Annotated in this window: 11 protein-coding genes and 1 tRNA gene; 5 read left to right on the top strand and 7 right to left on the bottom strand. The window is 67.6% G+C overall.

The window, feature by feature from the left end; translation table 11 throughout:
- Window positions 1-47: 47 nt before the first annotated feature.
- The 5 genes from AC3IYJ_RS40105 to AC3IYJ_RS40085 all read right to left on the bottom strand — a co-directional run bounded on the left by AC3IYJ_RS40105 (window position 48) and on the right by AC3IYJ_RS40085 (window position 5,356).
- Window positions 48-1,205 (bottom strand): glycosyltransferase family 4 protein, encoded by a 1,158-nt coding sequence (locus AC3IYJ_RS40105; protein WP_489403145.1) that lies wholly within the window; start codon window positions 1,203-1,205, stop codon window positions 48-50.
- Window positions 1,206-1,313: 108 nt separating this feature from the next.
- Entirely contained in the window at window positions 1,314-2,396 is a 1,083-nt protein-coding gene (locus AC3IYJ_RS40100) for a glycosyltransferase (RefSeq protein WP_489403144.1), read from the bottom strand.
- 55 nt (window positions 2,397-2,451) lie between these two features.
- The gene (locus tag AC3IYJ_RS40095) at window positions 2,452-3,042 is read right to left on the bottom strand and encodes an arsenate reductase/protein-tyrosine-phosphatase family protein (protein WP_489403143.1); all 591 of its coding nucleotides are present in this window, start codon (window positions 3,040-3,042) and stop codon (window positions 2,452-2,454) included.
- The gene (locus AC3IYJ_RS40090) at window positions 3,021-3,959 is read right to left on the bottom strand and encodes a GDP-L-fucose synthase family protein (protein WP_489403142.1); all 939 of its coding nucleotides are present in this window, start codon (window positions 3,957-3,959) and stop codon (window positions 3,021-3,023) included. The genes AC3IYJ_RS40095 and AC3IYJ_RS40090 overlap by 22 nt, the downstream gene beginning before the upstream one ends.
- Window positions 3,956-5,356, bottom strand: a complete 1,401-nt coding sequence (locus tag AC3IYJ_RS40085; RefSeq protein WP_489403141.1) for a tyrosine-protein kinase domain-containing protein — start codon at window positions 5,354-5,356, stop codon at window positions 3,956-3,958. Before AC3IYJ_RS40085 ends, AC3IYJ_RS40090 begins: the two co-directional genes overlap by 4 nt.
- A gap of 141 nt (window positions 5,357-5,497) precedes the next feature.
- Between AC3IYJ_RS40085 and AC3IYJ_RS40080 the strand changes: the two genes are divergently transcribed.
- From AC3IYJ_RS40080 to AC3IYJ_RS40060, 5 genes are all read left to right on the top strand, one after another.
- Complete coding sequence (locus AC3IYJ_RS40080) at window positions 5,498-6,310, top strand: glycosyltransferase (protein ID WP_489403350.1); 813 nt, start codon at window positions 5,498-5,500, stop codon at window positions 6,308-6,310.
- On the top strand, window positions 6,307-7,653 hold the full coding sequence (locus tag AC3IYJ_RS40075) for an O-antigen ligase family protein (protein WP_489403140.1): 1,347 nt from the start codon (window positions 6,307-6,309) through the stop codon (window positions 7,651-7,653). Before AC3IYJ_RS40080 ends, AC3IYJ_RS40075 begins: the two co-directional genes overlap by 4 nt.
- A complete protein-coding gene (gene gmd / locus AC3IYJ_RS40070; protein WP_489403139.1) occupies window positions 7,646-8,707 on the top strand; it encodes a GDP-mannose 4,6-dehydratase in 1,062 nt (353 codons plus the stop codon). Before AC3IYJ_RS40075 ends, gmd begins: the two co-directional genes overlap by 8 nt.
- 93 nt (window positions 8,708-8,800) lie before the next feature.
- On the top strand, window positions 8,801-10,246 hold the full coding sequence (locus AC3IYJ_RS40065) for an oligosaccharide flippase family protein (RefSeq protein ID WP_489403138.1): 1,446 nt from the start codon (window positions 8,801-8,803) through the stop codon (window positions 10,244-10,246).
- A gap of 237 nt (window positions 10,247-10,483) precedes the next feature.
- Window positions 10,484-11,314 carry a VOC family protein gene (locus AC3IYJ_RS40060; protein WP_489403137.1) on the top strand — a complete coding sequence of 277 codons (831 nt, stop codon included), beginning with the start codon at window positions 10,484-10,486 and terminating at the stop codon, window positions 11,312-11,314.
- 85 nt (window positions 11,315-11,399) lie between these two features.
- On the opposite strand, the gene AC3IYJ_RS40055 is transcribed toward AC3IYJ_RS40060, so the two are convergent.
- Window positions 11,400-11,483: transfer RNA gene (locus AC3IYJ_RS40055), tRNA-Leu, on the bottom strand.
- Between the two features lie 203 nt (window positions 11,484-11,686).
- Window positions 11,687-12,160: a C40 family peptidase gene (locus AC3IYJ_RS40050; RefSeq protein ID WP_489403136.1), complete on the bottom strand. Its 474-nt coding sequence runs from the start codon at window positions 12,158-12,160 to the stop codon at window positions 11,687-11,689.
- Window positions 12,161-12,301: the final 141 nt, after the last annotated feature.

The following is a 12,301-nucleotide window of genomic DNA, read 5'->3' as shown; positions in this document are numbered from 1 at the left end:
CTACGACAGCACAATGTCTTTCGCCACATGAGTCGTTCCGGTCAAGCTCACGCGGTGCCGGACACACGCCGGTACTCCGCCTCATACCGGGCGACAACGCCCCCGAGTCCGAACTCCTGCCTGGCTCGCGCCAAGGCCGCCCGTCCCAGACGCTCCCGCCGTTCGGGGTCCCGCACAAGCCCCGACACCGCTGCTGCAAGCAACGACGGGCGGCGCACGTCGACAAGCTCGCCGGAACCCCCGTGCCCGAGCAGCCACGGCACGGCGCCCGCCCCGCGACCGCCCACGACCGGCAGTCCCCGCCCCATCGCCTCAAGTACGGCAAGACCGAAGGACTCTTCCAGACTGGGGGAGACGAACACGTCCGCCGCATCCATGGCAGCCCGCACGCCCTCAGTGGGCAGCGGCCCCGCGAACACCACTGCCCGGTCCAGCCCATGTCTGCGGGCCCACGACTCGGCAGGACCGCCAGGACCGTGCTCCGGCCCGACGAGGTGCAAGGTCACGCCCCTGCACTCCCGCCGCACCTCGGGGAAAGCCCGCAGCAGTGAGGCCGTGTTCTTCAGCGGAGAGAAGCTGGAAGTCACACAGAGCACTCTTCGCGCCTCGGCAGCCCATTGCCGCGGTGCGGCCAGATCCGCAGTCGGCAACCCGTTGGGGACCAGCGTCGCCCGAAGCCCCATCCGTCGCAATCGTTCGCCCATGGTTGGTGAGACGACCGTCAGATGGCGGCTGCGCGCCAGGCACCGGACCTGCATCAGCATTCGTACGGTGCGATAGGCATCGGGCTTGTGCCTCAGAATCGCCGGCGCCCAGTCGTGCACGGTCACCAGCACCGGATGGCGGGCCGCGAGCGCACCGAGACCGAACTCGTACGTCCAATGCGCATGGACCACGTCCGCGTCCACCGAGTCCACCATTTCCCGCACCACCCGGCGCTCCTGCCGAAAGGCGTCCCGGGCCCGGTGCCGGGTGCGGTACGGACCGACGAGCACATCGACGGGGCCGATTCTCCTGCGCTCCACCTGCCGGGTCAGCGGACAGAGCGTCACCAGGGTCACCTCGTGGCCTGCCGCCGCAATCGCTGCGACCAGGGCCGCTGACCAGGAGCCGCCGAGTCCGGGCGACAGGCGGTCGGCCCCGCCCGGATCGAGCAGCTGCCCCAACCGCGGCAGATCGACCGGCGACGCGATCACCACCCTCATCTCATCGACCTCCTCCGTCTTGCATGCAGAGCAGCTGGCTTTCGAGGGTGTCGAGGGAGTCGGGGGTAGCGCGGCGGCGCCGGTGCGACCATCGGCGGAAGCGGCCGTTCATCTCACCAGGGTGCGATAGACAGCAGCATACTGAGCTACTCCTCGGCGCACCCCGTAGCGTTCCCGCACCTGGGCCGAAAGGTCGGTCCCTTCCCTTCCCCGGCCCTGCACGGCGGCCGCGATCGCGGAAGCGAGTTCAGCCGGCTCGGTACCCGCGAAGGTGACGGCCGGGGCCGCCCAGGCGAAGTCCCGCAGGCCCGGCGCATCGGCGAGCACGGCCGGAAGGCCAGTGGCCAGCGCCTCCGCACCGGAGATCGGCAGCCCCTCGTGTACGGACGGCATGACGAAGACGTCTGCGGCGTGCAGTGCCGACAGCGGCGGTACGCACCCGAGGAAGCGGACCCGGTCCGCGACCCCGAGGCGGACCGCGAGCGCATGTTCCTCTCGGCCCGCGGTTTCCGCCCCGACATGCAGGTAGACGGCGTCCGAGGGGCAGAGAGGGTGGGCAAGCGCGGCGAAGACGGCCTCATGGCGCTTCGCCGGAGAGCAATTGCCGACGCTGACCAGAACGGGGCGAGTGCCGTCGATCCCGAGCGCGGCCCGAGCAGCCTCTCTGTCGGACGGTCGCGGCGGCACGAACTGCGGGTCGCACCAGTTGTCGACCACTCCGACCCTGTTTCGAAAGCGCCGCCGCTCGTTGTCGGCCACTCCGGGAGCGACGGCGATCTGCGTGACGCTCCCGGTGAGCCGCAGCAGGCCGCGCTGCAGGGTGCGTTCCAGGCCGAGGCGGCCACGGAAGGCGAAGTTGTTGTGCACCGTGCGCACCACTGCCGCGCCGGCGGCACGCGCCGCGAGGCCCAACCAGAAGTTGCCGCGCTCCGCGTGCAGATGGACGATGTCGTACCCGCCGTTGCGCACTTTTCTCAGCAGCCGTAACGGCACCCGGTGGAGCGGGTCGTCGGGCACGTGGCCGACCTGGTAGCCCACCGCACGCAGCGAGTCCGCGAACGGTCCCGGACCGGACGCGACCGCCAGGATCTCGGCCTCCACCCCGTGGGTCTGCCACTCCTTGGCGGCGCTGTGGAGCATGGTCTCCGCGCCGGAGGGACGCAGCTCGTTCAGGACGTGCAACACGCGCATGGAAGTCCCTTCTCCCGATCTTCTTCTTGCATGTCGAGGGGCTGCCTTGGAGACTTCACTCATTCCTGTCCCCTTCGATGGAGTATGAGCGGCCATGGCTTTCCTGCAGGGCCACCGCGCCGCGGAGGGCGTCGCCATGGGTGCGCAACAGCACTTCGGCGAGTGCGGTCACTGCCGCATCGATGGTCCGCGCGGTCTCCAGGAGCACGCGACCGGGCTGATGCCACGGGTCGGGAATGGCGTCTTCCGCCGCTGACACCGGGAGTCCCGAACCACGCTGCGTCCGCTGCTCCTGCAGACGCAGGAACTCTCTCAGCGTGAAGCAGCGGTGCAGCGCCCCCGGGCGCAGCCGCACCGCGGCATCTCGGTGCTCACGCTCCATGCCGAGCACCAGATCCGCCCTGTCCACGAGGTCTTCCGTGAGCTGACGTGCGGCGAAGCCCGCACCCTCCGCCCCGAACTGGCGCAGCAGGGTTCGCGTGGCCGGATCCATGTTGGCGACGGGCCTTGCTCTCGTACCGGCGCTGGCAACCCTCACTGCGGTGGTATCGGACAAGCGGGCCGCCAGGAGCCGTTCCGCGAGGACCGAGCGGTGCACGTTGCCGGTACAGACGAACAGCACGTTCATACACAGGTCTTCAGCCACTCGTAGGTCTCCTGGATGCCATCTCGGAGCGAGATCTCATGCTTCCACCCGAGTCCCCTGATCCGTTCGGTGTCTAGCATCTTTCGCGGCGTCCCGTCCGGTCGCGTGGTGTCCCAGTGGATCCGCCCCGCGTATCCGACGGTCTCGGCGATCATGTCGGCGATGTCCCTCAGTGGCAGGTCCTCTCCGGTGCCCACATTGATGGGAAGGTCGTTGTCGTACCGCTCGAGCAGGAACAGACAAGCCCGTGCCAGGTCGTCCACGTGCAGGAACTCGCGGCGCGGCATGCCGGTCCCCCAGTGCGTCAGCTCGTCGGCACCTTGGAGGCGGGCCTCGTGCGTGCGTCGCAGCATCGCGGGCAGTACATGCGAGGTGGACTCGTCCAGGTTGTCGTTGGGGCCGTAGAGATTGGTCGGCATCGCCGAGATGTACCGCAGGCCGTACTGACGTCTCAGGCCCTGTACGTGGGCGATACCTGCGATCTTCGCGATGGCGTAGGCCTCGTTGGTCGGCTCCAGTGGGCCGCTCAGCAAGGCCGACTCGGAGATGGGCTGCGGAGCGTGCTTGGGGTAGATGCAGCTGGATCCCAGCAGCAGCAGACGGCCGACACCGTACTCATGTGCCGCTTCGAGCACATTGAGCTGAATGCGCAGGTTATCGGAGAGGAATTCGACCGGCCTGGCCGCGTTCGCGGCGATCCCGCCGACCCGGGCCGCGGCGAGCACGACGACGTCCGGGCGCTCGGCGGCGTACAAGGCGTGGACCTCGTCCCGGACCCGCAGGTCCACTTCCGTGCTGGTGCGCAGCAGGAGGTCCGTGAACCCTTCGGCAGTGAACTGCCGCACCAACGCCGAACCGACCAGTCCGCGATGGCCGGCGATGTGCACGCGCGCCTGCCGATCGAGCGGGGTGGTCACTGCGCCTCGCCTCCGATGGACTGCTGCATGACACGCTGCTGTGGAGGCACCGCGGAGCGCGCGGCGGACAGATCACCGTAGTTGTTGCGTGACAGCGGAACCATGGTCAGGACCGTGCCGAGCGTGCGTACGCCAACTGTTCGCAGAGCGTCCGCGGCTGCGGCGACCCGGTCGCGCGGCGTCTTTCCGGCGCGCACTACGAGCAGCACGGCCTGGGCGTGCGGGGCGAGCCCGACCGTGTCGGCCACGGGCAGCAGGGGCGCCGAGTCGACGATCACTGCCTCATAGTGCTCCGCGAGCTCGGCAAGGACCTGGCCCATACGGGCCGACGCCAGCAATTCGGCCGGGTTCGGCGGGACCGGGCCGCTGGTGAGAACGGCGAGCTGGCCCCCGGTCTGCTGCATCACGTCAGCCAGCTCGGCATTGCCGATGAGCACATTGGTGAGACCCGCGTCTTGTACGAGGCCGCAGGCTTCCGCCACGCAAGGCCTTCGCAGATCCGCGTCGACGAGAACGGTGCGAGTGCCTGCCTCGGCCATCGACAGGGCCAGACTGAGTGCGGTACTGCTCTTGCCCTCCAGCGGCAGCGCGCTGGTGATGACAAGGACTCTGGGGCGATCGCCGATCGCGGCGTAGCGAAGGTTTGTCCGCAGCAGCTTGATGGACTCCCCGAGCGGGGAGTGGGACTGCTCCCCCAACACGCTGGTCAGATGGCCCTTGCCCTCTCGATCGTACGGAATGGCTCCGAGCACCGGCAGGGTGGTGAGTTCGGTGAGCAACTCCGTCGTGGCGATCGTGTTGTCCAGGGCTTCGCGCACCACGACCAGCGCGGCACCGAGCAGAAGCCCGGCAAGCAGCCCTGCCGCGAGGTTGAGGGCAGGGCGGGGCGACATGGGTTGAGCGGGGACTGAGGCCGGTTGGGTGATGTTCAATTTGACCGGCGGCTTGGCCGAGCCGTCCGGGGTCTCCAGACTCTGCACGACGTCACGGAAACGCCTTGCCACGGCGTCGGCGGTGAGGGCCGCCCGCTCGCGGTCCGTATCGCTGACGGTGATGTTGACCAGAACCGTCCCCAACGGCGCCTGCGCACTGATCCGGGTCGCCAACTGTTCGGCGCTACCGGGTAAGTGGAGCTCGTCGCGGACTGACTCGGTGATCTGGCGGCTCGTCGCGATCGCTACGTACGACTGAACCCTGGCCAGGGTGAAGGAGCTGCCTTGATTGAGCTCCGTCGTCGCGCCTCCGGCCTGCACGGAGACGAAGAGCTGAGTGTGGGCCTGGAAGATGGGCGTGGACAGTGTGGTCACCAGCCAGCCCGTACCGAGGCCGAGCATGGCGCACATGGCGACCACGGACCAGGTTCGGGCGAGCACGCTGGCGATGTGTCGGAGTTCCAAGCTTTCACCTCTTGGGGTTGATCACGGGAAGCGCGCGGCCAGGGTATTCCGAATCACGGCATTTATCCGGCAATGATGATAGTTCTGAGCTAAGGAGAACATTTGCCCAGTCTTGATCACGCTCTCCGCATCGCCGTTCTGATGACCAGTCACAACCGGCGCGAGAAGGCCCTTTCCGCGATCGACGCGCTGAAAGCGCAGCGTTGCCTGCCTCCCGGCACAGCACTGAGTGTCCATCTCGTCGACGCAGGTTCCACCGATGGCACCCCGGAGGCCGTAAGGGCTGCTCATCCCGAGGTCCGGTTGACCCCGGTGACCGACGACATCTACTGGGGGGCCGGGATGCGGCTCGCCAGCCAGGATTCTCTGTCCGCCGACTGTGATCCCTGGGACTACCAGCTCTGGCTCAACGAGGACGTGACCCTGGACGAGCACGCGTTGGCAGTGCTGCTCGCCACGGCTGTCGACGTCGGCGAATCCGCTGTCGTCGTCGGCGCTGTCACCTCACACGACGGCTCCAGCACCACCTACTCCGGGCGCCGTGGCCGTCGACTCGTGATCGTCGAACCCACCGGCCGACCGGAACCCTGCACCACGTACAACGGCAATGTCGTACTGATCTCCCGCGCGGTACACGAACGGGTGGGGGACATCGACGCGGTCTTCTGCCATGGAATGGGCGACTACGACCATGGCTTCCGTGCCCGACGGGCCGGCATCCGTGCATACGTGGCCCGCCGGCACGTCGGCCGCTGCGACCGCAATCCGCCACTGACCGGCTCCCGCGAGCCCGGCATCAGCGTACGCGAGGCCCTGCGTCGCCGTACCTCCCAGCGAGAACTGCCGCCCCGCCAGTGGTGGGTGTACTGCCTGCGCCACAGCTGGCCGTGGACCCCGGTGCTCATGGTGTCGCCCTACATCAAGACGACGTTGCGAGCGCTGGTGAAACAGTGAGCGGTGCGGTGGTCCACGCCGGCTTCGCAGGCCCCGCGGCAAAGAACCTGCACGCGGACCTCACCGACAGGCGCTCGAAGGACATCGGCGTCATCCTGCTCTGGGGACTGGGACTCGGGGTCACGGCCGTGGCGCCCGTCATCCCCCACTCCGCATTGGACCTGGACAGAGTCGTCTCCACTCCGCCGCTGACCGGGACCGCGCTCATGTACTCGCGAGCCGTGCTCGCGGTTGTCATGGCGCTCGGCGCGGCGACCGTCGTGCGAAGTCTGGGCACCCGCCGTCCAGTGGGTGAAGTCGCGGTCGCCCTGGCCGCTGTCGGGTTCGCCACGGGACCGCTGATCTCCGTACTCAGCGGGGGGCGTGGCGGCCTGGAGGTGTCGGGGGCGTATGCGCCGCTCCTGTTCGCGGGACTGTATTTCGCCCGTCGTCGTCCCTTCCCAAAAGTGCTGGGCCAATTGCGCATGGTGATGCGCTGCTGCACATGGGGCAGTCTGGCCGCCGCGCTCATCGCACCCGGCTGGGCGTTTCTCATGCCGGCCGATGCCGGAGCCGGGGTGGGAAGGGACATGCTGGGGCTCGGTTGGGGTCAGCTCAGCGGCCTCGCATCGAACCCGAACCAACTCGGTCCCCTCATGACCGCCGCTCTTCTTCTCGAGGTCGTCCCCGTGGCCAGGAAGCGCGGCTGGCCGGTCCACGCCTCTGCCGCCCTGTGCGCGCTCGTGCTCACCGAGTGCCGCACCGCGCTGCTCGGTGCAGCAGCCCTGCTCCTCCTGCGAGGCGCACGGAACCACACCCATGTACGCAAGTACGTCCTCTGGCTCCTCACGGGCGCCACCGTCCTCTTCGCGCTCATGGCCCCATCGGTACAGGCAGCACTCACCGGCCTCCTCTCCGATCCGCAGAGCCAGGACCTCAACGGACGCACGCATGCATGGCAACTGGCGTACGAGGAATTCAGGCGCAACCCGCTCTTCGGATACGGGCCGGGACTCTTCAGTCCCGAACACCGCATGGAGCTCTTCGGCAACACCGCCAGCTGGGTCGGCCAGGCACACAACCAGGCCATCCAGACCCTGGCCGAGACCGGTCTGTTCGGGGCCGTCGGCCTTACCGTGCTGCTCGCCACCCTGGTGGTGCGGGCCCGGCGGGTCTCGGGCGACACCGCGGGCCTGTCAACGGCGTTGCTCGCGCTCCTCGCCCTCATGTGCACCACCGAAACACCCCTGACCGGTCTCAGCGCCCTCTCCCCCACCACACTCCTGCTCGCTGTGGTGTGGTGCGTGCTCCTGCACGGAAGGCCCCCCGTTCGTTCGAGCTCCAAAGGAATCTCCCATGCGTAGCCACACCCGTGACCGTGTCGCCCTGATCACCGGAATCACCGGTCAGGACGGTTCGTACCTTGCCGAACTCTTACTGGAGAAGGGCTATGCGGTCCATGGCCTGATGCGCCGTTCCTCGTCCTTCTCCACCGCCCGGATCGAGCACCTCTACCAGGATCCGCACGAAGAGGGCGTCGGGCTCCGTCTGCACTACGGTGACCTCGCCGACGGCTCGCGCATCACCACCCTGCTCGAAGCGGTGCAGCCGGACGAGGTTTACCACCTGGCCGCTCAGTCCCATGTCCGGGTTTCCTTCGACGAGCCCGAGTTCACGGGATCCACCACCGGCCTCGGCACCACGCGCCTGCTCGAGGCCATCCGGATGACCGGCCTCCCGTGCCGCTTCTACCAGGCGTCGAGCTCCGAGATGTTCGGGATCTCCGCTCCCCCACAGCACGAGGCGACGCCGTTCCACCCCCGCTCCCCGTACGCCGCGGCAAAGATCTACGCGTACTGGATCACTCGCAACTACCGCGAGGCATACGGGATCCACGCAGTCAACGGAATCCTGTTCAACCACGAATCGCCCCGGCGCGGCGAAACCTTCGTCACCCGGAAGATCGCACGGGCCGCGGCCAAGATCGCACGCGGCGAGCAGCAATTCCTGCACCTCGGCAATCTGGAGGCACGGCGGGACTGGGGATACGCACCTGAGTACGTGGACGCCATGTGGCGGATGCTGCAGCATGACGACCCCGACGACTATGTCGTGGCCACTGGCACCAGTTACAGCGTCCGGGACTTCCTGGCGCTGTGCTTCGAGCACGTGGGCCTCGAATGGGAGAAGTACGTCCGGTTCGACGAGCGCTACCTGCGGCCGTCAGAGGTACCCGATCTGATCGGCGACGCCTCGAAGGCCCAGCGTGACCTCGGCTGGACCCCCACCGTCCTCACCCCGGAACTCGCCCGGATCATGACCGAGGCCGAGCTGGCCGGCACGCCGCAGCCCCGCCGGACCATCTCCGCCCCGGCTGAGAGCGGCGCATTTTCGGCACCGGACCAGGTAGCGCCATGACCTCACCGGACCGCGGCGGCCACGTCACCGGCAGCTCCTGCCGAACCGGCCCGACCTGTTCGCTCCTTTGGCCGCACGGGACGAGGATTCCAGGTGAGCGTCGCCCGTAACCTGCTCTGGAATTACTCGGGTTCCGCAGCGCAGTTCGTCTTCCAACTCGGCTACACGGCAGTGACCGCGCGGTTCGTTGCCCCGGAGGCGTTCGGGGCATACGCCATCGCGACAACGGTCATCGGCCTGCTCGGACGCTTCGCGGGCGCAGGCGTCGCCACCTGTCTCCTGCGCGCGGAGAAGATCACACGCAGCTTCCTGCGCGCCGCTGCCACGCTGGCCGGCGTGACAGGTGTCGTCTGCGCCGCAGGGGGGATGCTGATCGCGCCGCTCGTCGCACATGCCTGGGAGATGCCGCAGGCGGAGGGCATGCTGCGGCTCCTCGCACTGCAGTTCCTGGTGCAGCCCGGAGCCCTCGCGGCCACCGCGGCGCTGCGCCGGCTGGAGCACACGAACGCGGCCGTGCGAGCCGAGCTGGTCGGGCAGTTGGGCGGATCGGCCGGATCCCTGGCGTGGCTCCTTGCGACGTCCAGCCCCTACGCCCTTGCCCTCAATGCGCCTCTGACGAGCGCTCTTACGCTGGGAGCGGCACTCGTTCCGCTGTACCGGATTCCAATCCCTTCGGGCGCGCCGGTCCGCATCGCCGAAACCTGGGGCGCGGGCGGCTTCTTCACCGGATACGGCCTGGTCCAGTACCTCACGAGCAATGCGCCGCTGTGGGTGGTCAGCACCTGCCTGGGCCCCGCGGCCGCCGGACAGTTCTCCCGTGCGGCCCTCCTCGGTGGTGTCCCTCTGACCGTACTCGGACAGGGCCTCAACCAGGCCGCGATGCCAGAGATCGCCCGGGTGAAAGCCGCTGGGACAAGCGTGGATACGCCGGCAAGGATGGCATCAGCCGCACAGGACGTCCTGTGCGCGGCGTCGGCAGCCGGGTTGATCACACTCGGTGCGTTCGCAGGGGTCGGTCCTGCCCTTTTTCTCCTCCTGCTCGGCCCCGGGTGGGCCTCGGCCGCACCCCTCATGCCCTTGCTCACCGCAGGAGCTGCGCTCGCGCTCGTCCTCTCCGCTGGCACCACCCTCAACGAAACCCGCCGGGACCCGCGCGCCTGCATCATTGCCCAGCTCGCCGTGATCGCCGCAACGGCCGGGTGCCTTGGCGCCGCCTGGGCAGAGCGCAGTCTGCTGCTCTGCGCCGTGGCCTGTCCGGCGGGACCAACCGCCGGACTGATCGTTCAGCACCTCCACTGGCGACACACCCGTGTCCTGCCGATAAGGCCGCTGATGACCGCTCATGCTGTACACGCGACGGTCGCGGCGGCGCTCGCCCTGGCCGGATGGCTTGGCAGCCGGGGAGTACCCCCGGCACGTGGTGTCGTCACCGGCTGCATGGCCCTCCTGCCCGTCGTGCTCGTCTGTGCTGCGCTGCGCAGCCGCCTCCCCGTCTATGTCGTGGCGCGCCGCCACGGTCTGCTCCGGGGAAGCTCCTGAGACTTGCCGGGCGACACGGTCCGCCGACCGTCCCGCCCTCTCATCCGCGGCCTGTCGGCGAAGCGTCCGAAACCAGGACGACCACCACCCGATGGCCCCTCTAATGCACCATCAGCACGCGCATGTCCCGTGGTTCGTGCTTAGCCTCAGAACCGGCGCACCCTCATGCGCCCCGGACATGCACCCGGCACGCCCTCACTACTTCAGCGGGGGCACGACACCAAGGAGCCTGCCTGTATGAGTACGGTCTTCAACCGCGTCGCCTGGCATGAGATCGGCACGCACGACATCGATGCCACGCACGCCTTCTACACCACCCTCTTCGGCTGGAACAAGCACCGCCCCAGCACCAAGGACAGCGCCGCTCCCTTCCCGATCCTCCCACCGGATCTGAGCGTTCCGCAGGGCACGGTCGTCGGCCAGCCAGGGCACGTGGCCGAGTACGCGGTCTTCTCCATCATGGTCGAGGACTTAGACAGGACGATCGCCATCGCCCAGACCGTGGGTGGCAGTGTCGAGGCACCGCCCGTCGGCAACCCGTTCATGCGCTTCGCCCGTCTGCGGGACACGCGCGGCAATGTTCTCGGTGTGTTCGAAACCGACTACCCGCCGACGCAACCGGTGGAGCCCGTCTTCGCCCCCGGCTCCATCTGCATGTTGGAAATCGGCAGCACTGCCCCCCGAGCCACCAGGGACTTCTACAACACCGTCTTCGGCTGGAACTTCAGCAGCAGCCGGAGCGCCGGCACCGGGCCGTACTCCGTCATCACCGCAGCCGGAGCCGACCTCCCCAGCGGGCACCTTTACGAGAGCGGACCCACGGGATTCGACTACGCCTCCTTCTGCGTCATGGTCAAGGACACCACCATCGCGGCCGTCGCGGCGCGGAAACTCGGGGGGACCGTCGAGCGGGCGCCCGTCCGCACTCCCGAGGGTCACACCTGCGCGCTGCTCGCCGACCACCGCGGGAACCGCTTCGGCATCATTACCCCTGCTCCTCATTTTCCGGATTTCGTCCCGTCAGCCACCAACGGACTCACCATCGAGGAGACCTACGCCGCAGGGTGACAGTTCCCCAGAGCGACAAAAGCAAGAGATCCGATGCCGCACAGGCACCGGATCTCTTGCTTTCAGCATGATCTGGATCATCAGGTAGGAGTGGAGGGACTCGAACCCTCACGCCCTCACGGACACCGGGACTTGAATCCGGCGCGTCTGCCAATTCCGCCACACTCCCCGACAGGCGTGACAATACGCTGCGAACCCTGGCTGTGCCAAACGACACGTAGTCACACCGCCAAGAAGACTCGTCCAGCGAAACTGGCAGCAGCCGCCCTTCCCGGTTCCGCAAAATGGTTCGAAATCAGGAAGTTTTATCGAACCCTCGTCGGCGAGCTACGCGATGCGCACACTGTGAAGGAAGCAACGAGGGCTGCGGCATCACACGAAACGCCCGTACCACACGCTCCTGGTCCAAATTCTCTCCAGCCGCACCACGGCGCCGGTCTTAGGGGCGTGCCAAATTCTCCCGCCCCCTGCATAAATTCCGACATGGTAGACATTGCTTCCGGAGTGAAAGAACACCAGATCGCCGCGGCGGCGGTCCGAGGCAGATACCCGGCGAGCGCTTTCATACTGTCGCTGCGCCGTTCTCGGTAATCGCTTACCAGCACGCTTGAAGGAATAGAATGTCAGGCCGGAGCAGTCGAAGCGATAAGGACCGACGGCGCCGTACTGATACGATGATCCCTTTTTCGAAGCGGCCACACCCAACGCCTTGGCCGAGAGCGTGCTGGCTTCCGCCTCGGACGTGAAACCTGGCGCCGCAATCTGCCCCGTTATCGCAGCCAGGGCAATGAACAGGACGCTACCAACCCGAATCAACGGACGCCCGACACGCAACGGAACCGACATAAACACTCCCATGCTAGGCCGCATCAGGCCAAGGAGAGTCCTCACCCGGAATATGCGGCAGGAATCGGATATAGGCGGGATCTCGCGTCACGGCAACACCCGACCAATTCCGACGGCATTTACCGCCTCACCCTCTCACCA

It is taken from the genome of Streptomyces sp. GL_140, assembly GCF_057834465.1.
This window is presented reverse-complemented; position numbering and strand designations above follow the sequence as displayed.